Here is a 25,915-nt window from a genome sequence, read left to right on the forward strand (position 1 = left end):
GGCAGCAGCAAACAAAAACCCCGGCACTAGGCCGGGGTTTCCATTTACTGCTGGGGGGCTAAGGTCAGGCGACCTTCTTGCCGCCCTTCTTGGTGCTGGCCACCGGGGCGGCTTCCGGCTCGTCTTCGCGTTCGTACGCTTCGACGTAGGCGCGGCCGTAGTAGCTGTCGAGCAGGATCTGCTTGAGTTCGCTGATCAGCGGGTAGCGCGGGTTGGCGCCGGTACATTGATCGTCGAACGCATCTTCAGCCAGCTTGTCGACCTTGGCCAGGAAGTCAGCTTCGGACACGCCGGCAGCCTGGATCGATGCCGGGATGTTGAGGGTCTTCTTCAGGCCTTCAACCCATTCGACGAGCTTCTCAACGCGCTCGTGGTCGCGGCTGGCTTCGATGCCGAGGTGACGGGCGATCTGGGCGTAGCGTGCAACGCTCTTCGGACGGTCGTACTGCGAGAACGCAGCCTGCTTGGTCGGGATATCGACGGCGTTGTAGCGGATCACGTTCGAGATCAGCAGCGCGTTGGCCAAGCCGTGAGCGATGTGGAACTCGGCACCCAGCTTGTGCGCCATCGAGTGGCAGACACCCAGGAAGGCGTTTGCGAAGGCGATACCGGCGATGGTGGCGCCGTTATGGACTTGCTCGCGGGCCTTCGGATCCTTGGCGCCGTTCTCGTACGCGGAGGGCAGGTAGTCCTTCAGCAGCTTGAGCGCTTGCAGGGCCTGTGCATCCGAGTACTCGTTCGCCATGATCGAAACATAGGCTTCGAGCGCGTGGGTCACGGCGTCGATACCACCGAAGGCGGTCAGCGACTTGGGCATGTTCATGACCAGGTTCGCGTCGACGATCGCCATGCTCGGCGTCAGCTCGTAGTCGGCGATCGGGTACTTCACGCCGGTCACTTCGTCGGTCACGACAGCGAACGGGGTGACTTCCGAACCGGTACCCGAGGTCGTCGGCACGGCAACCATCATCGCCTTGACGCCCAGCTTCGGGAACTTGTAGATGCGCTTGCGGATGTCCATGAAGCGCAGCGCCAGGTCTTCGAACGCGACTTCCGGATGCTCGTACATCACCCACATGATCTTCGCGGCGTCCATCGGCGAGCCGCCGCCCAGCGCCAGGATCACGTCCGGCTGGAAGGCATTGGCCAGCGACAGGCACTTGCGCACGACGGCCAGCGTCGGGTCGGCAGCGACTTCGAAGAACACTTCGACTTCCATGCCCAGGCTCTTGAGCAGGCGAACCGGCTCATCGACGTAACCGTTTTCGAACAGGTAACGGTCGGTCACGATCAGGCAGCGCTTCTTGCCTTGCAGGTCGTCAAGGGCGAACGGCAGACAGCCGCGGCGGAAGTAGATCGACTTCGGAAGTTTGTGCCACAACATGTTCTCGGCTCGCTTCGCAACGGTTTTCTTGTTGATCAAGTGCTGGGGACCGACGTTCTCGGAGATCGAGTTGCCGCCCCACGAACCGCAACCCAGCGTCAGCGAGGGTGCAAGCCGGAAGTTGTAGAGGTCACCGATACCGCCTTGCGACGACGGGGTGTTGATCAGGATGCGGGCGGTCTTCATCTTGTCGCCGAAGTGGCGGATGCGATCCTGCTGCAGATCCTGGTCGGTGTAGAGGGCCGAGGTGTGGCCGATACCGCCCATGGTCACCAGCGCGACAGCCTTGTCGCAGGCGTCATAGAAGTCCTTGGCGCGGTACATGCCCAGACAGGGCGACAGCTTCTCGTGTGCAAACGCTTCAGCTTCGTTGATGTCGCTCACTTCACCGATCAGGACCTTGGTGAAGGGCGGCACGGTCACGCCAGCCATCTCAGCGATCTTGATGGCGGACTGGCCAACGATCGCGGCGTTCAGGTGGCCTTCGACGAGGATGACCTTGCGGACTGCCTCGGTTTCCTTCTTGCTCAGCATGTAGCCGCCGTGGTGGGCGAAACGCTCACGCACTGCGTCGTACACCTTGTCGACCACGATCACCGACTGCTCGGATGCACAGACGACGCCATTGTCGAAGGTCTTCGACATCAGGATCGAAGCGACAGCGCGCTTGATGTCGGCAGTTTCGTCGATCACGGCCGGGGTGTTACCTGCGCCCACGCCGATTGCCGGCTTGCCGGACGAGTAGGCTGCCTTCACCATGCCGGGGCCGCCGGTGGCGAGGATCAGGTTGATCTCGGGGTGACGCATCAGTGCGTTCGAGAGTTCAACCGACGGCTGGTCGATCCAGCCGATGATGTCTTTCGGGGCGCCGGCGGCAACGGCTGCATCGAGCACGAGCTTGGCGGCGTAGCAGGTTGCGTTCTTGGCGCGCGGGTGCGGTGAGAACACGATGCCGTTGCGGGTCTTCAGTGCGATCAGCGCCTTGAAGATGGCAGTTGAAGTCGGGTTCGTGGTCGGAACGATGCCGCAGATGATGCCGATCGGCTCAGCGATCGTCATGATGCCGAATTCCGGCTCTTCGTCCAGCACGCCGCAGGTCTTCTCGTCCTTGTACTTGTTGTAGATGTACTCGGAGGCGAAGTGGTTCTTGATGACCTTGTCTTCCAGGATACCCATGCGGGTTTCCTCGACGGCCATCTTTGCCAGCGGGATGCGCGCATCAGCGGCGGCAAGCGCGGCACTGCGGAAAATCAGGTCAACCTGCTCTTGCGAGAAACTGGCGAACTTCTGCTGAGCTGCCTTGACTCGAACCATAAGGGCGTCGAGTTCGGCCACATTCGTGACAGTCATAACAATGCTCCTGCATCAAGGGGAATCGGGCGCAGTGCCGAGGTTTTGCGATGACCCCGATACAGCGAGTCGGTCACATAGAACAGCCTGCGTATTTTCCAAGCAGTATAAGGATTGCCGCGAAACTTCATATGATCTAAGTCAGTCGCTTCGGCGGTGCAGCAGACGCGGTCAAGCCGCAGGGAGGGGGCGGGTCTTGACGAGGGACCAGGTTTCGCCGGGCGCTGACGTGAAACCGGTGATGCAGCAATACGACCGAGGGCTCGCAAAGAGGTTCCTCGGCGTACGTAGGGGGCGTGCGGTGCGCCTTCGCGTTGCGGGTCAGGCGTGGCGACGCTGGAGCGATTCGTAAAGGCTGATGAACTCCTTGGCCAGCTTGTGCGAGGGGTCGAGGTGGATCATCGGCTTGGCGTGTTCGTGCGACTCGCGGATCTTGACGCTGGCAGAGAGGAAAGACGTCAGCACCGGCAGGCCTTCGTCCTGGAGTTCCTTGACGATTCGCTGCGGCAGGGCCGCGCGCGGCTGGAACTGGTTGACAACGATGCCTTCGATCTCGAGCGTTTCGTTGTGGTCTGCCTTGAGTTCGGTGACGCTCTCGAGCAGCGAATAGAGGGCGCGACGGGAGAAGTCGTCGCAGTCGAAGGGGATCAGGCAGCGTTCGGCGGCGATGAGCGCGGAGCGGGTATAGAAGTTCAGCGCGGGTGGCGTGTCGATGAACACCATGTCGTAGTCGTCAGCCAGCTCGTCAAGCGCATCGCGCAGCTTGTAGATCTTGTAGCGCGACTCAAGCTTGCTCATCAGTTCTTCGAGCGCAGGCGCCGACGGAAGGATGTGCAGGCGCTCGAAGGGGGTCTCGTGCACATAGCCTTCGACCTTGTCGTTGAGCAGTCGAAGCCGCAGCGTCTGGTCGAACATGTCTGCAAGGGTCTTGTCGAGCGAATCGGCCGCCTTGCCCAGAAGGTAATGCGTTGAGTTTCCCTGTGGATCGAGGTCCACGACCAGCGTGCGTTTGCCCCGGCTGGCGGCAATCGCGGCGAGGTTGCAGGTAATGGTGGATTTGCCGACGCCACCCTTTTGATTGAATACCACGCGTCGCACGATCGGATCCTTTGAAGGTTGGTGCACCACGGCATTGTGCCAAATCCGCCTGATGAACGGCGGAGCCGTGTCGAGCCGGGCGATGTGAAGTTGTTTTACAAAGCGGAATCAACCGGAATTTCTCGTTTTCGGATAATCTTTTCACGTTTTGGTGGGATCGACCCGGAGCCAAAAAACAGAACGCGAACTCGAGTTCGCCGAAATCAGGAGGTGGATGTGAAGCGCAGTCTTACAGCGCTGTGCTTGGCGATGGTGGTGGGGGGAGTGGCCCAGACCGCGGTTGCCGAGGACATTGTGGTATTGCAGGTCGCCCCAGGCGCGACCAAGGATGGAACGGTGGGTTGGCAACTGCAGATGGGGGCCAAGAGCTGGTTCGATGAAGTCAATGTGCGTGGCGGCATCGGTGGCAAGCAGATCAAGCTGCTCTCGGTGGATGAAACGGGCGACGTGTCGGTGCAGGTCAAGGCGCTGATCAAGGAGCATCAGCCTGCGGTGCTGTTTGGTACGGTCGGTTCGGCCTCTGTTCAAAAGCTGCTGGCCGACAAGGTGCTCGATTCAACCCAGGTGCCCTTGATTGGTCCCCGTACGGGCGCGGGGGTGATCGCCAACGACAAGAAGGCGGACCTGGTGTTCCTGACGCGGCCAAGCTATGCCGACGAAATGGACAAGGTGATGAAGCAGCTTGCGACCATCGGGATTCGCAAGTTTGTGGTTTTTCATTCGGAAGACATTACAGGGCTTGAGTTGCGTGACCTTGCGAAGGCGGTCGCGGCCAAGCAGAACCAGACCGTTGTGGCCGCCGTGGCGCAACCTCGCGATTTGGGCAAGATTGCGCCGCTGGCTGATGCGGTGGTCGAGAAAGAGCACCAGGCGGTGTTGCTGGCCGTCGAGGCGCCGGCAGCTGCGGCCTTCGTCAAGCGGTATCGCGAGCTGGGCGGTTCTGGCCAGCTGGTTGCCATGTCTACGGTTGAAGGCGTGCGTCTTGCAGAGATGGCCGGCGCGAAAGCGTCGCGTGGTGTGGCGGTATCGCAGGTTGCGCCCAATCCGCGTAACGAGGCCTACGCGGTTGTGCGGGAGTTCACCACCAACTACCGTAAGTACGGCCCCTACACCGAAGAGCCCACGCAAGCCATGATGGAAGGCTATCTGGCAGCGAAGGTGATCAGTGAAGGCCTCAAGCGTGGCGGCGGCAAGGCCGGCCTGGCGCGCGCTGTTTCTGGTATGTCGAGCTACGATGTGGGGGGCGTGACCTACAGCTTTGGTTCGGCCTCACGCAGTGGCGCGAAGTACATCGAAATGTCGGTGATCGACAAGGATGGCCGCGTAACACGCTGACCCCCGGCAGCATCAAAAAAAACGGCGACCTTGGTCGCCGTTTTTGTTTGTACAGCCGAGCGCTCAGTCGCGCAAGCCTGCCAGCAGAATCACGTCTCCCTGGCGCTTGACCAGCGCGGCTTCGGGCCGTTCGGCGCGGGTGATGGGGCTGCGAGTTTTGTAGTAGACCCAGCCCTCGCCTTGCGCGGTTGCAACCTGAAGCGCATCCACGTAAAGGTACTTGCCGCTGACGTCGCGCAGATCAAGGATGTTGCGCCCGACTCGCTGCGGCTGATTCGGATCTGCAACGACGTTTCCGGCCAAGTCCAGGGCGAGAACGCGCGTCTTGCCTTCGTGCAGCGGGCTGTTGGCTTTCTGCAGGCTGTTGACCATGGCGGCGTTGCCATTGGTGGATGCAAATTGCGTCGCGCGCTCCATGGCTGCGCGTGCCTCTTCCTTGGTGACTTGTGGTTTGAACGAGATGACGGCTGTGCCACCTACGAATGCAAGGCCGATTGCGATGCCTTTGATTACGCTGCTCTTCATTACGATTCTCCCGATCGGTTGATACGGCACGCTCTTCGGCGTGTAAACGTGTGAACGGCCAGTGCCTTGTGGACTTGAGGGTGACAAGTGCCGCGTGGCGCACCGGTCATGCTGCACTGCGCTAGAATCGCGCCGAACGTACTGCGACGTTCTTCCCCCCAGCGCCGTCCGACCGGGATGGCGCCTTGCCGGTGAGCATCCGGAGGCCTTCTCCACACTGGTGTCACGTGCAGCACGCCCATGCGGGCACGCGCCTTTTGCGCTTGCCCAGGGCCATGCTTTCAGACAATCACTTGAGGCAAGACGAATGGATAAGGATTTCATTGCCGCGGCGCTCGACTATCACCGCTACCCAAGCCCGGGGAAGATCTCGGTCACGCCAACCAAAGGGCTGACCAACCAGCGGGATCTGGCTTTGGCTTATTCGCCGGGTGTTGCGGCGGCGTGCGAAGCGATCGTCGCGGACCCGGCGCAGGCGGCCGAACTCACCTCGCGCGGTAATCTGGTCGGGGTGATCACGAACGGCACCGCGGTGCTGGGCCTGGGCAATATCGGCCCGCTGGCCGGCAAGCCGGTGATGGAGGGCAAGGGCTGTCTGTTCAAGAAATTTGCCGGGATCGATGTGTTCGACATCGAACTCAACCAGAACGACCCCGACAAGCTGATTGAGATCATTGCCGCGCTTGAGCCCACGCTTGGCGGTATCAACCTTGAGGACATCAAGGCGCCCGAGTGTTTCTACATCGAGCAGCAACTGCGTGAGCGCCTCAATATTCCGGTGTTCCATGACGATCAGCACGGCACGGCGATCATCTCCACCGCGGCCCTGATCAATGGTCTGGAGGTTGTCGGCAAGGCCATCGGTGAGGTGAAGCTGGTGTGCTCGGGCGCCGGGGCGGCGGCGATCGCCTGCCTTGACCTGATGTGCCGCCTTGGCCTCAAGCGCGAGAACGTGTTCGTGTGCGATTCGCGCGGCGTGATCTGGCAGGGGCGCGACGAAAACATGGAGGCCAACAAGGCCCGTTATGCTCAGGCCACTACGGCGCGTACCCTGGGCGAGGTGGTCGAAGGCGCGGATGTCTTCCTCGGGCTGTCGACGGCAGGCGTGCTCAAGCCCGAGATGGTTGCGAAGATGGGGCCGAGACCCCTGATCTTCGCGCTCGCCAACCCGACGCCGGAAATCATGCCGGAGCAAGCGCGCGCCGTGCGGCCAGACTGCATCATCGCCACCGGCCGTTCGGACTACCCCAACCAGGTGAACAACGTGCTGTGCTTCCCGTTCATCTTCCGCGGGGCGCTCGACGTGGGGGCAACGCGGATCACCGAAGAGATGAAGCTCGCGTGTGTGGAGGCGATCGCGGGCCTGGCGCGGGCCGAGCAGAGCGATGTCGTCGCCATGGCCTACGGCGGCGCCGAGCTGCGCTTTGGCGCCGACTACCTGATCCCCAAGCCGTTTGATCCGCGCCTCATCGTGCGCATTGCGCCGGCCGTGGCCAAGGCTGCGATGGATTCTGGCGTGGCCGCGCGCCCGATTGCCGACATGGATGCCTACGTCCAGCGCCTGACGGAGTTTGTGTACCACTCCGGGATGCTGATGAAACCGGTGTTCAACGCGGCCAAGCGCGTGGCCGCCAGCCGCAAACGCGTGGTGTATTGCGAAGGCGAAGACGAACGCGTGCTGCGTGCGGTGCGGGTGGTGGTGGATGAAGGCCTTGCACACCCGATCCTGATCGGGCGGCCAGCGGTGATCGAAAAGCGGATCGAGCGCTTTGGCCTCAACCTGACGATGGGGCGCGACTTCGATGTGGTTAACCCGGAGTCGGATGCGCGCTATCGCGATCTGTGGCAAAGCTATTTCCGCCGCATGGCCCGTGACGGCGTCACGCCCGACATCGCCAAAGCCGAGTTGCGGCGCGACACCACGCTCATTGGCTGCATGTTGCTCGACAAGGGCGATGCCGATGCGATGGTGTGCGGTACCTATGGCGCGTATGAGAGCCACTTGCGGCATGTGGCCAACATCATCGGCCTGCGCCCGGGTGCCCGGCTATTTGCGGCCATGAACCTTCTGCTGCTGCCGGCACGGATGATGGCGATTACCGATACCTATGTTAACGAGTGTCCCGACGCGGAAGCGGTGGCCGAGATCGCCCGCATGGCGGCCGAGGAGTTGCGCCGCTTTGGCATTGAGCCGCGCGCGGCCTTGCTTTCGCATTCGAGCTTCGGGAGTTCCCGCTCGGCCTCTGCACGCAAGATGCGTGAAGCCTGCGAACGCTTGAAGGTGCTGGCGCCGGAGCTGGAGGCCGATGGCGAGATGCACGGCGATGCGGCGATCTCTCCCGAGGTGCGCGAACGCGTGCATCCGGATTCCACGCTCAAGGGCGAGGCCAATCTCCTGGTGATGCCAAACATCGACGCAGCGAACATCGCGTTCAACCTGATCAAGATTTCAGGCGGCGATGGCGTCACGGTGGGCCCGATCCTGCTTGGGGCGGCGAAGTCGGTGCATATCCTGACGCCCTCGGCGACGGTGCGGCGGGTGGTTAACATCACCGCACTGGCGGTGGTGGATGCGCAGGCCGCAGCTGCGCGCGATCGCTGAATCTGCAAACCGCGTGGCCGGCCCCGTGCCGGCCGCTTGAATACGGATTGGGGGGTGACATGTCGATGGCGATTCGAATCAACAGCACTGGCGGGCCAGACGTCCTGCAATGGGAGGCGCTGGATGTGCCGCCGCCGGCCCCGGGCGAGGTGCAGATCCGGCAGCATGCCGTCGGGCTGAACTACATCGACGTCTATCACCGCAGCGGCCTCTATCCTTTGCCCTTGCCGGCCGGTATCGGTCTCGAGGGCGCGGGCGAGGTGGTCGCACTCGGCGAGGGGGTGGCTGAGCTGAGCGTGGGCGATCGTGTCGCCTACGCGGGCGGGCCGCCGGGGGCCTATGCGCAGCTGCGCAACCTGCCGGCCGATCGATTGGTTCGCCTGCCCGACGCGATCTCCTACGACACCGGCGCTGCGATGATGTTGCAGGGCCTCACGGCGCAGTACCTGTTGCGCAGGACCTACCGCGTGCAACCCGGCGAGACAGTGCTCGTGCATGCAGCGGCAGGGGGCGTTGGCCTGATTCTCTGTCAGTGGGCCAAGGCCCTGGGCGCCATCGTGATCGGCACGGTGGGGTCGGATGAAAAGGCGGCACTGGCCGCGGCCCACGGCTGCGATCACCCCATCGTCTACACCCGGGAGAACTTCGCTGAACGCGTCAGGGCGCTGACCGGCGGCCGGGGCGTGGCGGTGGTGTATGACTCGATCGGCAAAGACACGTTCATGGATTCGCTGGCAAGCCTGCAGCCGCTGGGAATGATGGTCAGCTACGGCAATGCCACCGGCCCGGTGCCACCGTTTGATCTGAGTGTGCTGGCAAAACTGGGCTCGCTTTTTCTCACCCGCCCCAGTCTTTTCGCTTACACCGCGAAACGATCGGATCTGCTTGCCATGTCGTCAGAGCTGTTTGAGGTGGTGCAGAATGGTGCCGTGAAGATCGAAGTGCGCCAGCGCTATGCGCTTGCCGATGCGGCGCAGGCCCATCGCGATCTTGAAGCGCGTCGAACCACTGGTTCAACGATTCTGGTTCCCTGAGCGTTACTGCCCCAATGAAGATTCGAATCGTTTCCCAACTGCTGCTGTCTGTTGCGATTGCCCTGGGAGCGGCGACGGGCCAGGCGTCCGAAACGCCGCCCGAAGCGCCATTCACGCCGGCTCAGGCGGCGTATTTCAAGGCCGAAAGCCGCAAGGCCGACGAGCGCTTCGTCAGCGATGTCGCGCGCATCACCGGCAGCAGCGCAGCCCAGGTGCGCAAGGCGATGCCGCCGGAGGGGCGCATCGTCAACCCGGCAGTACGAGTGGTGACAACCCTTGAGCACCAGCGCGGCGCTGAGTTTTCAGAGCAGATCCGCGCCGAGGTTGATGCCGCCGAGACCACGCGGCGCAAGGCAATTGCCGCTGCGCGTGAAGCCGCGCACAAGCGCTGAGTCGGTGGCCGGGCTCAGTGAGCCCGGCGTTGCATCAGTTCTGCGCAGCCCGGTTCACTGAGTCGGGCGACAAACCATTCCAGTGCGCGCCCATGGTGATTGGATTGCCAGGCCAGCCAGAGCGGCGCGCTGGCTTTGGGCCCCGCCAGTTTCTTTTCGACCAGCCGCCCGGCGGCGATGTCGTGTTCTGCCAGGGTTCGCGGCAAGTGGCCCACGCCCAGCCCGGTGCGTTGCGCCGCCGCCTTCGCGGCAATATCGGGCACGGTGAGCGTGTCTTGCCCGTCAAGCAGACCGGCGGTGCGCGCCATCAGCTGGCGCGAGGTGTCGGCAATGACGATGGCGCGGTATTGCCGCGCAAGATCGGTCGGGATCGGTTCCGGGGCATCGGCCAGCGGGTGGTGAGGCGCCACGCAGAAGACGAAGTCCTGTTGCCCCCACGCGCGGGTAGCGTAAGTCGCACCGGGCGGTGGGTCGCCCACCGCGCCGATCACGAAGTCCGCGCGCTGGGTGGCGAGCGCATCCCATGTGCCGCCCAGCACTTCGTACATCAGCTTGAGTCGGGTGCCGCCATAGTTGGCATAGAACTCCGCGATGACCGGGTAGAGCGCGGCAGCGTCGAGCGAGCCGTCGATGGCGATGCGCAGCTCGGCCTCCCAGCCGGTGGCGATGCGCCGAGCACGACATTCCAGATCACCCGCCGCGCGCAAAAGGGTGCGTCCATCTTCAAGGAGGGTTCGGCCTGCGGTAGTGAGGGCGGCGCGACGCCCGACTTTCTGGAAGATCTCGAAGCCCAGATCGTCTTCTAGTTTGCGAACCGCGTGGGTCAGCGCCGAGGGCACGCGGTGCAGGGTTTCCGCTGCTGCCGCAAAGCTCCCGCGGGTGTCGATCGCATCGAGCATGGCCAGGGCTTCGAGTGAAATCTTCATCCGGTCCTCGTTGGGGTTGATTGCGGGGCAAAGCGGGGAATGCGCATGCCGATTGTATGCGACGGCCGCGCGCAGCCGTTTGATCGCGCAGGCGCCGCCGCTATGATGTGGCGCCCGCTGGCGGGGCGTGGTCGCGGCAGGGGGATTCAGCGCTTGGCGGAGAGGGCATTCGATCCGGGCGCGTTAATCGCAGCACCGGCGTGTGCCGTGCGCTGCTGACGCCCTGGCTGCCCATAATGTCCAATGCTGTTGCTCAAGGTGCTTTCAATGAATACAAAACCCTTGCAGGGGGTTCGGGTGATCGAGTTTGGCACGCTCATCGCGGGCCCCTTCTGTGCGCGCATCCTTGCCGAGTTTGGCGCCGAGGTGATCAAGGTGGAATCCCCCGAAGGCGGTGATCCCCTGCGGCAGTGGCGAAAGATGCATGAGGGCACCTCACTGTGGTGGTACGTTCAGGCACGCAACAAGCAGTCGGTCACGCTCAACCTCAAGCACCCCGACGGGGTGCGCATTGCGCGTGAGCTTTGCGCCAGTGCTGACCTCGTGATCGAGAACTTCCGCCCGGGCGTGATGGAAAAACTGGGGCTGGGTTGGGATGTGCTATCGGCGGCGAATCCGGGTCTGGTGATGGTGCGCCTTTCCGGCTTTGGGCAGACCGGCCCGATGGCGCAGCAGCCTGGCTTCGGCGCGATCGGAGAATCGATGGGCGGTCTGCGTTTTGTGACCGGCTTTCCGGATCGGCCGCCGGTCAAGTCCGGCATCTCGATCGGTGATTCGATCGCGGGCTTGTGGGGGGCGATCGGCGGCCTGATGGCGCTGCGGCATCGCGAAGTCAATGGCGGTGCCGGGCAGGTGGTTGATGTAGCGCTTTACGAAGCGGTCTTCGCGATGATGGAGAGCTTGGTGCCCGAGTACGCCTTGGGCGGTGCGGTGCGGGAGCGGACCGGCAACATCATGCCGGGCATCACGCCGTCGAACACCCACACGACGCGTGACGGCGAGCATGTGGTGATCGGCGGCAATGGCGATGCGATCTACAGGCGCCTGATGCGTGCAATGGGCCGCGACGATCTGGCCGATGATCCGGCGCTTGCTGGTAATGCCGGGCGCAGCGCGCGGGCGTCAGAAATCTATGCGGCAATCGATGCCTGGGTCGGCGCTCATGATTCGGCCCATGTGCTTGCGGCGCTCTCGGCCGCCGAGGTGCCCGCCACCAAGGTCTATTCGGTTGCCGACATCTTTCGCGATGCGCAGTTCGCGGCGCGTGGCATGCTCGAAGAGGCAAGCCTGCCCGACGGCACGGAAGTCCGCATCCCCGGGGTGGTGCCGCGCCTGGCCGATACTCCGGGTGGCACAGAATGGCTTGGGCCCAGGCTGGGCGAGCACACCGAATCGGTGCTGGCGTCACTCGGGTATACCCCGGAAAAACGCGCTGCGCTGCGCGAGGCCGGGGTTCTGTAGGCGTTCATTGGTCTGCAAGCGCCTTGGTGGGCTTCAACCGGGGGAGCCGCTCCGGTATAATCCCGCGGTTTTTCTATGGTTTTTGTGCTTTCGGGACGTATCACCGGGGATAGAGGGTCATGAGCGACGAGAACAAAACGGACAACGGCCGGAGAACTCTGGTCATTGCCACTGCCGCTGTCGGGGGCGGAGCGGTGGCCGGGGCGGCTGTGCCGTTCCTGGCGAGCCTTTCGCCGTCTGAACGGGCGAAAGCTGCGGGTGCGCCGGTTGAGGCTGACATCAGCAAGCTGCAGCCGGGCGAGATGATGACGGTGGAGTGGCGCGGCAAGCCGGTGTGGATCCTGCGTCGCACCAAGGAGCAGTTGGCAACGCTGGCCAAGGTCAAGGGCGAGATGGCCGACCCGGATTCGGCGCGCTCCGAGCAGCCGGAGTACTGCAAGAACGAGCACCGTTCGATCAAGGAGGAGTACCTCGTCACGATCGGTATCTGCACCCACCTGGGCTGTTCGCCAAGCTCCAAGTTCCAGCCCGGTGCCGAAGGCGGCATGACTGCTGACTGGCAGGGTGGTTTCCTCTGCCCGTGCCATGGTTCGACCTTCGATCTGGCGGGTCGGGTATTCAAGAACAAGCCGGCGCCGGACAACCTTCCGGTGCCGCCGCACAAGTATCTCGCCGACACCAAGCTGCTGATCGGCGACGACAGCAAGGGGGCTTAAGCCATGACAAGCAAGCCGCAGGCGCTGCTTAACTGGATCGACGAACGTTTCCCGCTGACGTCGACCTACAAGGCCCATCTGGCCGAGTACTACGCACCGAAGAACTTCAACTTCTGGTACTTCTTTGGCTCGCTGGCACTGCTGGTGCTGGTGATCCAGATCGTCACCGGCATCTTCCTGGTGATGCACTACAAGCCGGACGCGTCGCTGAACGCGGCCGGTGTGCCGGTTGCCTTTGCCAGCGTCGAGTACATCATGCGCGATGTGCCGGGCGGCTGGATCATCCGCTACATGCACTCGACCGGCGCGTCGGCGTTCTTCGTCGTCGTGTACCTGCACATGTTCCGTGGCCTGCTCTATGGTTCGTACCGCAAGCCGCGCGAGCTCGTGTGGGTGTTCGGTACCCTGATCTTCCTGTGCCTGATGGCCGAAGCCTTCATGGGCTATCTGCTGCCCTGGGGCCAGATGTCGTTCTGGGGCGCGCAGGTGATCGTAAACCTGTTTGCCGCCATTCCGGTGATCGGGCCGGATCTGTCGGTGTTCATCCGTGGTGACTATGTCGTCAGCGATGCCACCCTGAACCGCTTCTTTGCCTTCCACGTGATCGCCGTGCCGCTGGTGCTGCTGGGCCTGGTGGTGGCTCACCTGGTTGCGCTGCATGAAGTCGGCTCGAACAACCCGGACGGGGTCGAGATCAAGAAAAAGAAGGACGCCAAGGGCGTGCCGCTTGATGGCATTCCTTTCCATCCGTACTACACGGTCAAGGATATCTTTGGTGTTGCGGTGTTCCTGATCGTCTTCTCGGCGATCCTGTTCTTCGCGCCCGAAGGCGGCGGTTACTTCCTAGAGTTCAACAACTTCATCCCGGCCGATCCGCTGAAAACGCCGCCGCACATTGCCCCGGTCTGGTACTTCACGCCGTTCTACTCGATCCTGCGCGCGGTGACCTCGGACTTCCTGATCATCATGCAAGCCGGTGTTGCAGCGATCTGGGTCTGGTCGCTGATGCGTGCGCCGTTCATCGGCAAGGCCATCGCGACGGCTGCGGCCGTGGTGCTGATTCCGGGCATGTTCTTCATCGACGCCAAGTTTTGGGGCGTCGTCATGATGGGCGCCGGTGTTGTGGTGCTCGGCTTCCTGCCCTGGCTTGATCAAAGCCCGGTCCTGTCGATTCGCTACAAGGGCGCGCTGACCAAGACTGCGATCGCGATCTTCGTGGTGGCCTTCGTCATTCTCGGCTACCTCGGGGTATTGCCGCCGACGCCGATGCGCAACCTCACGGCACAGATCTGCACGGTGATCTACTTCGCGTTTTTCGCCTTGATGCCGATCTACACCAAGCTGGACAAGACCAAACCCGTACCGGAAAGGGTGACCTGGAAATGAGCCGCACGATGAAATTCCTGCGAGCCGTGGCGCTTGTAGCGCTGGCTTCGCCGCTCGTTGCAAATGCGGCGGGCGCTGAGCTGCATCTGGACAAGGCACCGGTCAGCTTCGAGAACAAGTCGCTCCAGAACGGAGCGAAGCTGTTCGTCAACTATTGCCTCAACTGCCACGGCGCCAGCTTCCTTCGTTACAACCGCCTGAAGGATATTGGCCTGACGGAAGACCAGATCCGCGACAATCTGATGTTCACCGCCGACAAGGTCGGCGAGCAGATGAAGGTTGCGATCCGGGCTGACGAAGCCAAGGCCTGGTTTGGTGCAACGCCGCCCGATCTGACGGTGATCGCCCGTGCCCGCGCGTCCGAATTTGGCAGCGGCGCGGACTGGCTCTACACCTACCTGCGCAGCTTCTACCGCGATGAAAAGCGCCCGACCGGCTGGAACAACACCGTGTTCGCGAACGTGGGCATGCCCCATGTGCTCTGGGAGCTCCAAGGCGAGCAAGTGGCGCGCTTCGCCGAGAAAGATGACGGAAGCGGCAACAAGACCAAGCATTTTGAAGGCTTTGAAGTGGTCAAGGCCGGCAAGATGGAAAAGGCCGAGTATGACCAGAACGTTGCCGACCTCGTGTCGTTCATTGTCTGGATGGGCGAGCCCGCACAACAAACGCGCAAGCAGATCGGCGTGGTCGTGATTGCTGTGCTGTCGCTGCTCGCGCTGGTCGCATTCGCGCTAAAGAAAGCCTACTGGAAGGACGTTCACTGATACGTCCGCCTGCTGCAGGTGCAAGCCTGTAGCGAAGATGTCCGGACTACGCGCCGCCTCTGCGGCGCGTAGTCCATTTCTGATTTAACTACTTCGCGGGGATTGCCTACGATGATGAACCTGTATTCCGGTACGACGGACCCCTTCAGCCACCGCTGCCGGATTGTGCTCTACGAAAAGGGCATGGATTTCCAGGTCATCGACGTCGACCTTTTCAACAAGCCTGAAGACATTGCGGTCATCAACCCATACAACCGCGTGCCAGTGCTGGTCGATCGTGATCTGGTTCTGTACGAGCCCAACATCATCAACGAATACATCGACGAACGCTTTCCGCATCCGCAACTGATGCCGGCCGACCCGATCATGCGTGCCAAGGCGCGCCAGTTGCTGCATTCGCTTGAGCACGAGCTGTTCTCGCATATCGAAGCCTTGGAAAAGAACGCCAAGGGCGTCGAGAAGAACCGTGCTCACGTCCGCGACCAACTGGTGCAACTCGCGCCGATGTTCGTCAAGCAGAAGTTCATGCTGGGCGAAGAGTTCTCGATGCTCGACGTGGCCATTGCACCATTGCTGTGGCGCCTTGAGCACTACTCGATCGATCTGCCCAAGACGGCGGCGCCGATCGCCAAATACGCCGAGCGCGTGTTCTCGCGTCAGGGCTTCATCGACGCGCTGACCCCGTCAGAGCGGGCAATGCGTCGCTAAGACTGGCTTGGCTGACCCGTAGGAGGCGTGGGCTCGCCCATCCCTCCGGCGGGTAGCCTCTTCGGGCAGGGGCTGCGTCTGCCCGGCTTGGATCGGTGCTTTTTGCGGGAATGATGAGTAGCTGAAATGAGTAAGGTTCCGTCCACCAAGCCCTACCTGGTGCGTGCCCTCTACGAGTGGTGCGTCGATTCCGGCTTCACGCCGCATGTGGCGGTACAGGTCGATGACGATGTACGTGTGCCGCGAGCCTTTGTGCGCGACGGCCAGATCGTGCTCAACGTTGCCCCCGACGCCACCAACCAGTTCAACCTCGACAACGAGGCGCTCAGTTGCCAGGCGCGCTTTGGCGGGGTTGCGCAGTTGATCTACGTGCCGATTGCCAACATTGCGGCAATTTACGCGCGGGAAAACGGCCAGGGAATGGCTTTCGAAGTCGAGTTGAAAGCCGATGCCTCGTCTGCTGGGCCTGAAGATGTGCCCACGGCGGAGGAGCCACCTGAAGACAGCGAGCTTGCCGCAGATGAACCGCCTCCGCCCGATGGCGGCGCGCGGCCACGGCTGCGGGTGATCAAGTAAGACGACGACGGCCCCGTGGGGCCGTTGTTGTTTTCAGACCTGGGACCGGGCGGCTTCGCCTTCGTGGCGTTGGACGAGGTCGGCCAAAGTTTTTGCGCTATCGCTGATCGCGTGCTGGAAACGTTCGAGCATCGTGTCCAGCAAGCGCAGCTTGTGACGAGTCGACATAGTCTCTGCGCAAGGTAAGGCGATGCATCAGCTCAGGGCTTACTGCAGGGCGTGACGTTCTTTGGGTGTTTCGCTGCGGAGGCGTACGGGCGATTTGGCCGCTTGGGGCACCGCCTGAAATGGGGGCTCAGGCGTGCCGGCTCCGAGTGACGCCCGCCGCGCTCAGGCTGGTGGGCGGGCGCGGTCAGCTCAGGCGAACCAGCATCTTGCCGGTGTTCTCGCCGCGGAACAGGCCGATGAAGGCGTCCGGCGCCGCTTCAAGCCCTTCGCGAATCGTCTCCCGGGTCTGGATCTTCCCTTCGGCCAGCCATTTCGCCATCAGCGCGACAAATTCCGGGTAGGCGCCCCAGTGATCGGACACGATGAAGCCTTCGAGCCGCAGCCGTTTCATGATCACCAGCGCGATGTTCGATGGCCCCTTCGGCGCCTCGGTCGCGTTGTACTGCTCGATCATGCCGCACACGGCCACGCGGCCGTTGGGCTTGAGCACGTTGAGCGCGGCTTCAAGGTGGGCACCGCCGACGTTCTCGAAATACACATCGATGCCCTCGGGCGCCGCGGCCTTGAGTGCGGCAGTCAGGTCGCCCGCCGTGCGGTAGTTGATCACCGCATCGGCGCCCAGCTCGCGCAGCCATGCGGCCTTCTCTTCATTGCCGACACTTGCCACGACGCGGCAGCCCTGTAGTTTGGCGATCTGCACCGCGATCGCGCCAACTGCACCCGAGGCGGCCGAGACGAACACGGTTTCACCCGCCTTGATGTGGGCGATGCGGGTGAGGCCGGTCCAGGCCGTCATGCCGGTCATGCCGATGGCGCCAAGCCAGGCTTGTGGCGGTGCGAGGCGGGTGTCCACTGCATGCACCTGGGTGTCGGCGGCGACGAAGTGCTCGCGCCAGCCGAACTGGTGCAGCACCACGTCGCCTACCTTGAAGCGTGGGCTGGTGGATTCGAGCACTTCGCCCACCGCGCCGCCGTCGAGTGGCTTGCCGATCTGGAAGGGCGGCACATAGCTCTCGCGATCGACCATGCGGCCACGCATGTACGGATCTACCGACATCCAGAGGTTCTTCACCAGCACTTCGCCGGCCTTCAGGGGCGGCACCGGCGTGCTGGCGATTTCGAAATTGGCGGCAGTCGGCGTGCCCGTGGGGCGGGATGCGAGGCGGACTTCGCGGGTCGATTCGAGGAACATGCAGTTCTCCTTGGCGATCAGATCAGCGTGATCTGGACGTCGAGATTGCCACGGGTGGCGTTTGAATAGGGGCAGACCTCATGCGCTTTGGCGATCAGGGCCAAGGCCGTGTCGCGTTCGATGCCCGGCAGGCTGACGTCGAGCGCCGCTGACAGCACGAAGCCACCGCTTGGGTTCGCGCTGATCCCGACGCGGCCGGTCACCGAGGATTCCGTGATCGAAACCTTGGTGGCGCGGGCCACATGGCGAATCGCATTTTCAAAGCAGGCCGAATAGCCGGCGGCGAACAGTTGTTCCGGGTTGGTAGCGAGTTTGCCGCTGCCGCCCAGTTCGCGCGGCAGTGCGAGGGTGACATCGAGTGCGCCGTCGCTGCTGACGGCTCGGCCTTCACGGCCCCCGGTGGCGGTGGCAACTGCGGTGTAGAGCGTTTTCATGGTGCGTTCTCTCTGTGGTGAGGCTGCCGGGGCAGCGGGTGAGGCAGACTCTACCCAGCGGCGGCGCATCAATCCAATGCATGGGTAGAATGCGCGCTATGACTATTTGGTATGGCTGGCCGTGCCCGAACTTCACCAGATCGACCTGAACCTGCTGGTCGCCCTGCAGGCGCTACTGCAAGAGGCAAACGTCACCCGCGCGGCGGAGCGGCTGGGCGTGACCCAGCCGGCGATGAGCCGCACCTTGGCTCGCCTGCGGACGCTCTTCGATGACCCGCTCTTCGTGCGCACGCCCGCCGGTTTGCAGCCCACGCCGCGCGCCGAAGCCCTGCGTGAGCGCCTCAAGGCAACGCTGGCCGATGTTGCCGGTCTGGTGGCCCCGCCGAGTTTTGACCCCGCAAGCGCCCGTGGCGTGTGGCGCATCAGTACCACCGACTACGGCGCGGTTTCGATGATTCCGCGCGTGCTCTCGCGCCTGCACCGCGAGGCGCCCTTGCTTGACATCGCAGTGGTGCCCTGGCGGACCGACAGCGGCTTTCGTTGCCTGGAAAGTGGCGACGTCGAACTCGCGCTCAGTTCCGTATCGCAGGCCCCCGCCGCGATTCATGGCCGCGGCTTGGGGGATGACCGCTTCGTTGCGCTGATGCATGGCGATCATCCGGCCTTGAAGCAGCCCTTCGATCTGGACGCCTTCGTGCGCATCCCGCAGATCCTGATCCACCTGGGGGGCAGTGACCCGCGCGGCGTGGTCGATCTCGCCCTCGAACGTGTTGGCCGCCGCCGCCGGGTTGCGGCGCGGGTATTCAATTTCATGGCCGCAATGGCGATGGCCGCGCGTACCGACATGCTCGTCTGCGTGCCGCGTACCCTGGCGCGGCTGTATGCGCCGCAGTTTGGCCTGGTAGAAGCTGAACTCCCGGTCGAGGTGCCCGACATCCGTTATGCCTTGCTGTGGCACGAGCGCTGGCACAACGACCGCGCGCACACGTGGTTGCGCTCGCTGTGTTTTGAAGAAATCACCGCCGCCCTCGCAGATTGCCGCTGAATCCCGCATCTGCGGGTAAAAACCACTGTGCGCCGGGGGCAGGTAACGGCGACAATCGCAGCCTGTGTCCGACCACGCTTGAAGCAATGACTCAGCCGACCCCTTCGCTTTTCTCCCTGCGTCAGGTGCTCATCGTTCCGTATGTGGCGCTGATTCTTGCCCTGGCGGTGGTGATCGGCGTGATCTCTTACCTTACCGGTTCGCGTGCGGTCGCCACCGTGTCCGATCACTTGCTGATCGAAACCGTCGGGCGCATCGGCCAGGCGGTGGATCGGCATGTGGTGGGCTCCGGGGCGGTGCTCGAAGCCGTGTTTCCGGCCGGCATGTCGGCGCCGGCCTCGATCGAGACCGATCTGCAGGCCCTGCGCACCCGCATGTGGATCGCCACCTCGCTGCATATCGACCCAAACAACTACGCCTACTACGGCAACCGCGCCGGGCAGTTCATCGGGCTCTGGCGTAACTCGGTCAGCGAAGGCGAATTGCGGCTCAAGACGCGCGCGGAAGACCCGCGCACCTTCTACACCTTCCGTGGCATCGGCGGCGCGCTCGAAGAGGCCTCGCGCGAGACCAAGATCTTCGATCCGCGCGCGCGGCCCTGGTTCAAGGCGGGGGAGGGTACGCAAACACACACCTGGACGGCGGTGTACATCGACTTTCGCCATGGCGGGCTGGTCGCCACGCGCGCGCGCAGGGTGCTCAATGCGGCCGGCGAGTTCGAGGGCGTGGTCGCCACCGATGTCTCGCTGCGCGGGCTGAACGACTTTGTTTCGCGACTTGCGCTGTCAAAGAACGGCATCGCATTCATCGTCGAGCCGGACGGCAAGCTGATTGCGTCATCCGCCAGCCCCAACCTCAAGCCGCAGCCCGACGGCACCAATGCTCGCCTGGGCGCATCGGAAAGCGGCCATCCCCTGCTGGCGGCTACCTACGCGCAAGTGCGTGACACCCTGGCCTCGGTGAAGGCCGCGCAACTGCCGCAGACCCGCACCTTCCAGGGCCCCAAGGGCGAAACCGTGCATGCCGCCTTCGACCGGGTGAAGGACGATGCGGGGCTGGAGTGGATTACCGTTGTCGCGGTGCCGGCGAGCGACTTCATGCAGGGCGTGACCGAGAACGTGGTGCGCACGGCCATCGTCGGCGGCATCGCCGCCTTGCTCGCGATCGCCCTCGGTTTGCGCATCCTGGGCTGGGTCACCGGCGATCTGCGCCGCCTGTCGCAATCGGCCCGTGCGATCGGCGACGGCGATCTGGATTCGCCGGTGGGCGTGCATCGCAAGGACGAAATCGGCCAGTTGGCCCGCAGTTTCGAGGCCATGCAGGAGCGCCTGCGGACCGACCGCCTGACCGGCCTGGCCAACCGCGACGCCTTCATGCGGCGGCTGGGCGGGCGCATCGGACAACATCGCCGCGCGGCCGACGACTCGCCGTTTGCGGTGCTCTTCGTCGATCTGAACTACTTCAAGCAGGTCAATGATCGTCTTGGGCATGAGGCCGGCGACAAGGTTCTGATCGAGATTGCCGAGCGCCTGCGCGACGCGGTGCGCGCCAGCGACTTTGTTGCGCGTTACGCGGGCGACGAGTTCGTGCTGCTGCTCGACCGCGTGGCCGATCGTGCCCAGGCAGAGCGCGTGCGCGAACACATCGAGCATGTGCTGGCTCAGCCTTTGCGGAGCGTTGACGTGAGCGCGCTGGGCAGCACCGCTTTGGGCGGGGCGGTCGGCCTTGCGCTCTTCCCGCAGGACGGCGACGAGGCCGAGCCCCTGATGCGCAGTGCAGATCACGAAATGTATGCACGCAAGTTCAGCGCGCGTGGTGAAACTTCCCCGATCCACGCCGATGATGGCAATGCCTGAGGTGTTGCGCGCGCCCTTGGGCGGGGCCGGATGCGACTGGAAATTCCGACCCGCGCCCCGATTGTGTTCGCATGGATAACGCTGATATTGCCGCCGCCTTGCAAACGCAAGGCAGCGCCCTCGTGTTTCTGAACGTCTTGCTGCAACAGCTCGGCTTGCCGGTACCGGCCGTGCCCACGCTGGTGGCAGCCGGCAGTCTTGCGCAGGGCACGCCTGCCTTGCTGGGCATGCTGCTGGCCGCGGTACTGGCATCGGTGTTGGCCGACGCAATCTGGTATCTGGCTGGGCGGGCGTTTGGCTACCGGGTGCTGAACGGGCTTTGCCGCCTCTCGATCAACCCCGGTTCCTGCGTCAGCCAGACTGAGGCGCGCTTCCTGCGTTGGGGGATCTGGTCGCTCGTGATCGCGAAGTTCGTGCCCGGGTTTTCTACCGTTGCGCCACCCATTGCGGGTGCCTTGCGCATGCCCTTGCCGACCTTCCTGCTCGCTGCCGCGATCGGCGCCGCGCTGTGGGCCGGATTCGCGCTGCTGGCAGGCCTGCTACTGCGAGAGCAGATCGAATGGTTCATGGGCTGGGCGCTGCAGCATGGGGCCGACGCCCTGATCGTGATCGCCATCGGTGCGCTGCTCTGGTTGGGCTGGAAGCTGTGGCAGCGGCGGCGCTTCGAGCGTGCCGCTGCCATGCCGCATATCTCGCCCAACGAGTTGGCCTCGGCCATGGCAGCGGGCGTGCCGGTCCGCGTGCTGGATCTGCGCGGCGCCAGCTTGCGCGCGGAAACCGGCGAAATCGCCGCGGCGGTGGTCGCCCAGTACGATGCGCTCGACGCCGCGGTGGCCCAGTGGCCGCGCGATGCGCTGGTCGTCACGCTTTGCGCCTGCCCGGAAGACGCCGGCGCGGTGCACGCCGCGCGCGAGATCAAGAAGCTTGGCTACCGCCAGGTCCGCCCGCTCACCGGCGGATTCGAGGCCTGGAAGGCGCACCCGGCCCTCGCCGGCGCCTGACATCAGCCGATGATGCCCATGCGCTGACCGGCGGCGTGCGCTTGATCGCTCAGCCTGCCGGGGCGGGCGGGCAGTGGCCCTCGCCAGCGTCCAGCACCTCGCCGTCCGGCAGACTGACGAAGCGCCAGCGGTATTGCGCGGCGTCGAGTTCCAGCCTGAGGTAGCCGTGCCGCCCGGCACGGCGGGCTTCGGTGATGGGCGGGGCCGGCTCACGCACCCGATACGGCGACGCACCGCCGGTGCCCACGACAAAACTCCGTGTGCCAAGCGGGTTTGCTTGCCCGGCCGCATCCAGCGGCGTGTTGCGTTCGTAGTGATGGTCATGCCCGGCGAGTGCGACGGCCACCCGCGCATCGGCAAGCGCCTGCCAGATCGCCTGGGTGCCCGCTGCGTTGCCATGAGCCCCGCTTGAGAAGCGCGGGTGGTGCCACATTGCCAGCGTGCAGCGCCGCGTGTTGCCGGCAAGGGTGTCGCTGAGCCAGCGGCCTTGCGCCGAGTCCTTGTCCATGGCGATGTTGCTGTTCAGCCCCAGGATGCGCCAGCGCCCCAGATCGACGCTGAAATAGCCGTTCGGCGCCGCTGGCGGGCCGATGTACGCGTAGAAGGGCGCGCCGTTGGCGGTGGCGTAGTCATGATTGCCGGGGACGGCCAGGATTTCGCGTCTGAAGCGCCCCCACACCGGGTCGAAGCAATCGGCGAATTCGGCCGCGGTGCCGTGCGGGTAGACCAGATCGCCGAGCAAGAGCAGGCGCGATTCGCTGCGCTTGGGCAGGCGAGCGCGGTCGGCAGCGATCAGCTCGGCAAGCGCGCGGTGCGCATTGCTGTTGCAATCGGCAATGTCGCCGATCGCGTAGATCACCGCGGGCTTATCGCTGGCGGCGTGGGTGGCAAGGGGCAGTAGCAGGGCAAGACAGCAGAGCGCGCGCATGGCTTCGACAGCAAGAGTGGCAATTCGCTGAGCGTAGCAGTTCGGCGCGCGGCCTCGGGGCCGTGGTGCATCGGCGCAGGTGGCGACCTTGCTGGGCCGCGCACGCGCGGCGGTGGGCTTGGCGCAAGCGGGCAGGATGCCTCACCATGCGCGGCATGCGACGACCGGGTCTTTCACTTGTTCTGCGGGTTCTCATGGCGGCCGCCGCGCTGGCTGCGCTGGCTGCCTGCGCGCCTGGTTTCCAGCGCAATCCGCTCGCCGACGACGTCAAGATTTCGCCGAACGTCAGTGCGCGGCGCGTCAGTCTGGTGGTGATTCATCACACCTCAAGCAGCAGTCATGAATCGGCGCTTCGAACCCTGCGCGATCCGCTGCGTGAGGTCAGTGCCCACTACCTGATTGCGCGCGACGGGCGGCTGATCCAGCTGGTGGACGAGGCCGACCGCGCTTGGCACGCGGGCCGCGCGCGCTGGGGGGCGATCACCGACGTCAATTCCGCCTCGATCGGCATTGAACTCGACAACAATGGCGACGAACCCTTCCCGGCCGCACAGATGGCCGCGCTTTATCGTCTGCTCGACGATCTGCGTGCCCGCCACCGGCTCACACCGCTGGCCTATGTTGGCCACGCGGACGTCGCGCCGGGCCGCAAGGTGGACCCGTCTGCCCACTTCCCGTGGCGCGAGATGGCTCTGCGCGGCTTCGGGCTGTGGTGCGATCCTCCGCTGGCCGCCGCGCCGGCCGGGTTTGACGTGGCGCTCGGGCTGCAGGCACTGGGCTACGAACTGGCTTCGCCGGATGCCGCCGCGATGGCCTTTGCCTTGCACTACGGCGCGCCGCAAGCGGGCCTGGCGGCGCTCGATCCGGCTCTGGTCGCGTGCCTCGTGGCGCAGGCGCGCGCGGTGACCGAGCCCTGAGGCGGTCTACACGCTGAGCGATTCACCACTGACATAGAACTGCCCGCCCGCCACATAGTGCAGGGTGCGCAGCGCCGCATCGGCGTCGTCGAAATGCCAGTGCCCATCGCGGAATACACGCGCATCCGCCGAGGCGGCAATCACTTCGCCCAGGAACAGGTCGTAGGCCTGCTCGTTGTGCGGTTCGCGGATCACGCGGCACTCCAGCCAGCCCACGCAGCCGGCAATCAGCGGTGCGGCAAGTCTGTCGGCGGGCAGGCGGCCGATTCCCAACGCACTGAACTTGTCCAGCGAACGCCCCGACTGGCCTCCCGCCCCGATGACCTGCGCCGCAATGGCCCGGCCGGGGATGTTGAGCACGAACTCGCCCGAGGCTTCGACCAGCTCGCGGGTGTAGGTGCTCTTGTCGATGACCACCGCCACCTTGGGCGGAGAGAAGTCCAGCGGCATGCACCAGGCGGCGGCCATCACGTTCTGGTGCCCACCGTGCGCACTGCTGACCAGGGTGACCGGACCATGGTTGAGCAAACGATAGGCTTTCGAGAGATCGACAGGGGTTCGCATGGGGGCTCCGTGAGGCAGTGCGTTCTGTTGTGCGGCCCGTCGCTGCGGTGTCAAGCGCAAGCGGGCTGGCGGTCCAGCCCATCGGGCAGGAAGGGCGCCGGGCAGTTGATTTCGAGCGGTGCGCCGGTTAGCGGGTGGGCGAGCCTGAGCGTGCAGGCATGCAGCATCAGGCGCGGGTGTGCCGCATCGGCCCCGCTGGCGTACAGGGCATCGCCAAGAATCGGGTGGCCCAGCGCCTGCAGGTGCACCCGCAGCTGGTGACTGCGGCCCGTCACCGGCGTGAGCCGAACCGTCGAACGGCCTTGAACCGGGTCGCGCGCGAGCACTTGCCAATGCGTCAGCGAGGGCTTGCCAAGGTGCAGATCGACTTTCTGGCGCGGGCGTTGGGGCCAGTCGGCCGCGAGCGGGAGGTCGATGCTGCCTGCATCGTCCGGCATGAGCCCGCTCACGATGGCGACGTAGTGCTTTTCAAGCGCGCGCGTCTGGAAGGCGATGCTGAGCAGGCGTTGCATGGGCGCGCCGCGCGCCATCAGCAAGATGCCGGAGGTCGCCATGTCCAGCCGGTGCACGATCTGCGCATCCGGGTAGCTGGCTTGTACGCGCGCCGAGAGGCAATCCTGCTTGTCTTCGCCGCGTCCGGGCACTGAGAGCAGCCCGGCAGGCTTGTCGAGCGCGAGCAGCGCGTCGTCGGCGTAGAGCAGGCGGAATCCGCTTGGCAGGCTGGGCGGGCAGTGAAGCATTGGCAGGCATCGGAAGCGCGAATCGGATGCGACTCTACCGCAGAGTGCTGGCCGGATCAGGCTGCGAGCGGCGCTTCGCGCAGGTAACGCAGCAATCGGCCACGGTAGGCCACGGCTTCGTGTTCGCAGTCTGCGCGGGTTTCGGTCAGCGTGAAACCGTTGTGTTTCATGTGGCGACTGAAGTGCGGCCGGTTGCCCCGATCCGGGTCGACGATCAGAACTTCGGCGCTTGGCGCGGCGTGGCGCTGGATGAATCCGGCCAGCTGGCCGCGCTCGTCCCGTTCGTAGAGCACATCGCTGCCGATGATGAGGTCGAAGCGGCCCAGCGCTTCGCTATGCGTGGCCCAGTCGCCGGTGAGGTATTTCATCGGCGGCAGCCCGTTGAGGCGCAGGTTCTCGTTGATGAAGCTGCGTGCCAGTGGATGGCAGTCGCTGGCGGTGACATCGGCCAGGCGACGGTGCGCGATCAGGCTTGCGATCGCAAGGCCGCAGCCCACTTCCAGGATGCGCAGGCCGGCCAGATCACGGACGGCCATTTCGCCTGCCAGCACCCGGCCCGATGGCCAGACCAGTCCGAACAAGGGCCAGGCCGCCGAGCTGATGCCCATTGCCTCGGCCTCGCCGAGCGGGTCGGAGAACTGCTCGCGATCGAGCAGGGATCGGATCTGGATGTTCGCAACGCCGGTGATGGCGATGCTTTCAAGTTTGACAAGGTAGCCCGGCATGAATGCTTCTTTCCTGGCCGACGAACGCACGCGGGCGCGATCGAAGGCATTGGGTGGCGTCGTGCATCAGGGAAATGTTCGGGTTGAA

At 64.2% G+C, this 25,915-nt stretch carries 25 protein-coding genes; 14 read left to right on the top strand and 11 right to left on the bottom strand.

Annotated elements, in window-relative coordinates; translation table 11 throughout:
• Nucleotides 1-64: 64 nt before the first annotated feature.
• Nucleotides 65-2,734, bottom strand: coding sequence for a bifunctional acetaldehyde-CoA/alcohol dehydrogenase (gene adhE, locus OPU71_RS02115; RefSeq protein WP_267724544.1), 2,670 nt, complete (start codon nucleotides 2,732-2,734; stop codon nucleotides 65-67).
• A gap of 321 nt (nucleotides 2,735-3,055) precedes the next feature.
• A complete protein-coding gene (locus OPU71_RS02120) occupies nucleotides 3,056-3,832 on the bottom strand; it encodes a ParA family protein (protein WP_267724546.1) in 777 nt (258 codons plus the stop codon).
• A gap of 21 nt (nucleotides 3,833-3,853) precedes the next feature.
• Here OPU71_RS02120 and OPU71_RS02125 point away from each other — a divergent pair, with 21 nt between their 5' ends.
• Entirely contained in the window at nucleotides 3,854-5,167 is a 1,314-nt protein-coding gene (locus OPU71_RS02125; protein WP_267724878.1) for an ABC transporter substrate-binding protein, read from the top strand.
• 63 nt (nucleotides 5,168-5,230) lie between these two features.
• Here OPU71_RS02125 and OPU71_RS02130 read toward each other — a convergent pair whose 3' ends face one another.
• A complete protein-coding gene (locus OPU71_RS02130; RefSeq protein ID WP_267724549.1) occupies nucleotides 5,231-5,692 on the bottom strand; it encodes a cache domain-containing protein in 462 nt (153 codons plus the stop codon).
• 307 nt (nucleotides 5,693-5,999) lie between these two features.
• Here OPU71_RS02130 and OPU71_RS02135 point away from each other — a divergent pair, with 307 nt between their 5' ends.
• From OPU71_RS02135 to OPU71_RS02145, 3 genes are read left to right on the top strand one after another with little or no spacing between them, the layout of a single operon-like run.
• The gene (locus tag OPU71_RS02135) at nucleotides 6,000-8,294 is read left to right on the top strand and encodes an NADP-dependent malic enzyme (protein ID WP_267724552.1); all 2,295 of its coding nucleotides are present in this window, start codon (nucleotides 6,000-6,002) and stop codon (nucleotides 8,292-8,294) included.
• Nucleotides 8,295-8,353: 59 nt separating this feature from the next.
• A complete protein-coding gene (locus tag OPU71_RS02140) occupies nucleotides 8,354-9,328 on the top strand; it encodes a quinone oxidoreductase family protein (RefSeq protein ID WP_267724554.1) in 975 nt (324 codons plus the stop codon).
• Between the two features lie 14 nt (nucleotides 9,329-9,342).
• A complete protein-coding gene (locus OPU71_RS02145; protein WP_267724556.1) occupies nucleotides 9,343-9,720 on the top strand; it encodes a hypothetical protein in 378 nt (125 codons plus the stop codon).
• A 14-nt stretch (nucleotides 9,721-9,734) separates the two neighbouring features.
• Here the strand turns inward: OPU71_RS02145 and OPU71_RS02150 are convergent, their stop codons facing one another.
• Entirely contained in the window at nucleotides 9,735-10,646 is a 912-nt protein-coding gene (locus tag OPU71_RS02150; RefSeq protein ID WP_267724558.1) for a LysR family transcriptional regulator, read from the bottom strand.
• A gap of 267 nt (nucleotides 10,647-10,913) precedes the next feature.
• Between OPU71_RS02150 and OPU71_RS02155 the strand changes: the two genes are divergently transcribed.
• The 6 genes from OPU71_RS02155 to OPU71_RS02180 all read left to right on the top strand — a co-directional run bounded on the left by OPU71_RS02155 (nucleotide 10,914) and on the right by OPU71_RS02180 (nucleotide 16,257).
• A complete protein-coding gene (locus OPU71_RS02155; protein WP_267724559.1) occupies nucleotides 10,914-12,107 on the top strand; it encodes a CaiB/BaiF CoA transferase family protein in 1,194 nt (397 codons plus the stop codon).
• Nucleotides 12,108-12,226: 119 nt separating this feature from the next.
• Nucleotides 12,227-12,823, top strand: a complete 597-nt coding sequence (petA, locus tag OPU71_RS02160; RefSeq protein WP_267724560.1) for a ubiquinol-cytochrome c reductase iron-sulfur subunit — start codon at nucleotides 12,227-12,229, stop codon at nucleotides 12,821-12,823.
• A 3-nt stretch (nucleotides 12,824-12,826) separates the two neighbouring features.
• Nucleotides 12,827-14,209, top strand: coding sequence for a cytochrome b (locus OPU71_RS02165; RefSeq protein WP_267724563.1), 1,383 nt, complete (start codon nucleotides 12,827-12,829; stop codon nucleotides 14,207-14,209).
• A gap of 8 nt (nucleotides 14,210-14,217) precedes the next feature.
• Complete coding sequence (locus OPU71_RS02170) at nucleotides 14,218-14,973, top strand: cytochrome c1 (protein WP_267724565.1); 756 nt, start codon at nucleotides 14,218-14,220, stop codon at nucleotides 14,971-14,973.
• A 111-nt stretch (nucleotides 14,974-15,084) separates the two neighbouring features.
• Entirely contained in the window at nucleotides 15,085-15,681 is a 597-nt protein-coding gene (locus OPU71_RS02175) for a glutathione S-transferase N-terminal domain-containing protein (protein WP_267724567.1), read from the top strand.
• 126 nt (nucleotides 15,682-15,807) lie between these two features.
• Entirely contained in the window at nucleotides 15,808-16,257 is a 450-nt protein-coding gene (locus OPU71_RS02180; RefSeq protein WP_267724569.1) for a ClpXP protease specificity-enhancing factor, read from the top strand.
• Between the two features lie 33 nt (nucleotides 16,258-16,290).
• Here the strand turns inward: OPU71_RS02180 and OPU71_RS02185 are convergent, their stop codons facing one another.
• The 3 genes from OPU71_RS02185 to OPU71_RS02195 form a co-directional block, all read right to left on the bottom strand.
• On the bottom strand, nucleotides 16,291-16,425 hold the full coding sequence (locus OPU71_RS02185; RefSeq protein WP_267724571.1) for a hypothetical protein: 135 nt from the start codon (nucleotides 16,423-16,425) through the stop codon (nucleotides 16,291-16,293).
• A 184-nt stretch (nucleotides 16,426-16,609) separates the two neighbouring features.
• The gene (locus OPU71_RS02190) at nucleotides 16,610-17,617 is read right to left on the bottom strand and encodes an NADP-dependent oxidoreductase (protein ID WP_267724573.1); all 1,008 of its coding nucleotides are present in this window, start codon (nucleotides 17,615-17,617) and stop codon (nucleotides 16,610-16,612) included.
• Nucleotides 17,618-17,634: 17 nt separating this feature from the next.
• Nucleotides 17,635-18,051, bottom strand: a complete 417-nt coding sequence (locus OPU71_RS02195) for an organic hydroperoxide resistance protein (protein ID WP_267724576.1) — start codon at nucleotides 18,049-18,051, stop codon at nucleotides 17,635-17,637.
• A gap of 121 nt (nucleotides 18,052-18,172) precedes the next feature.
• Here OPU71_RS02195 and OPU71_RS02200 point away from each other — a divergent pair, with 121 nt between their 5' ends.
• The 3 genes from OPU71_RS02200 to OPU71_RS02210 all read left to right on the top strand — a co-directional run bounded on the left by OPU71_RS02200 (nucleotide 18,173) and on the right by OPU71_RS02210 (nucleotide 21,953).
• Nucleotides 18,173-19,096 (top strand): LysR family transcriptional regulator, encoded by a 924-nt coding sequence (locus tag OPU71_RS02200; protein ID WP_267724578.1) that lies wholly within the window; start codon nucleotides 18,173-18,175, stop codon nucleotides 19,094-19,096.
• Between the two features lie 86 nt (nucleotides 19,097-19,182).
• On the top strand, nucleotides 19,183-20,952 hold the full coding sequence (locus tag OPU71_RS02205) for a diguanylate cyclase domain-containing protein (RefSeq protein ID WP_267724580.1): 1,770 nt from the start codon (nucleotides 19,183-19,185) through the stop codon (nucleotides 20,950-20,952).
• A gap of 71 nt (nucleotides 20,953-21,023) precedes the next feature.
• A complete protein-coding gene (locus tag OPU71_RS02210) occupies nucleotides 21,024-21,953 on the top strand; it encodes a VTT domain-containing protein (protein ID WP_267724583.1) in 930 nt (309 codons plus the stop codon).
• A gap of 49 nt (nucleotides 21,954-22,002) precedes the next feature.
• Here the strand turns inward: OPU71_RS02210 and OPU71_RS02215 are convergent, their stop codons facing one another.
• Nucleotides 22,003-22,881 carry a metallophosphoesterase family protein gene (locus OPU71_RS02215; protein ID WP_267724585.1) on the bottom strand — a complete coding sequence of 293 codons (879 nt, stop codon included), beginning with the start codon at nucleotides 22,879-22,881 and terminating at the stop codon, nucleotides 22,003-22,005.
• Nucleotides 22,882-23,027: 146 nt separating this feature from the next.
• Here OPU71_RS02215 and OPU71_RS02220 point away from each other — a divergent pair, with 146 nt between their 5' ends.
• On the top strand, nucleotides 23,028-23,798 hold the full coding sequence (locus OPU71_RS02220; RefSeq protein WP_267724587.1) for an N-acetylmuramoyl-L-alanine amidase: 771 nt from the start codon (nucleotides 23,028-23,030) through the stop codon (nucleotides 23,796-23,798).
• Nucleotides 23,799-23,804: 6 nt separating this feature from the next.
• On the opposite strand, the gene OPU71_RS02225 is transcribed toward OPU71_RS02220, so the two are convergent.
• Genes OPU71_RS02225 through OPU71_RS02235 form a run of 3 tightly spaced genes read right to left on the bottom strand, consistent with a single transcriptional unit; the run spans nucleotide 23,805 to nucleotide 25,827 of the window.
• Nucleotides 23,805-24,362, bottom strand: a complete 558-nt coding sequence (locus OPU71_RS02225; protein ID WP_267724591.1) for a flavin reductase family protein — start codon at nucleotides 24,360-24,362, stop codon at nucleotides 23,805-23,807.
• Between the two features lie 50 nt (nucleotides 24,363-24,412).
• The gene (locus tag OPU71_RS02230) at nucleotides 24,413-25,102 is read right to left on the bottom strand and encodes an RluA family pseudouridine synthase (protein WP_267724593.1); all 690 of its coding nucleotides are present in this window, start codon (nucleotides 25,100-25,102) and stop codon (nucleotides 24,413-24,415) included.
• Between the two features lie 56 nt (nucleotides 25,103-25,158).
• Nucleotides 25,159-25,827 (bottom strand): class I SAM-dependent methyltransferase, encoded by a 669-nt coding sequence (locus OPU71_RS02235; RefSeq protein ID WP_267724598.1) that lies wholly within the window; start codon nucleotides 25,825-25,827, stop codon nucleotides 25,159-25,161.
• Nucleotides 25,828-25,915: the final 88 nt, after the last annotated feature.

It is taken from the genome of Niveibacterium sp. 24ML (genome assembly GCF_026586805.1).
Lineage (GTDB): Bacteria > Pseudomonadota > Gammaproteobacteria > Burkholderiales > Rhodocyclaceae > Niveibacterium.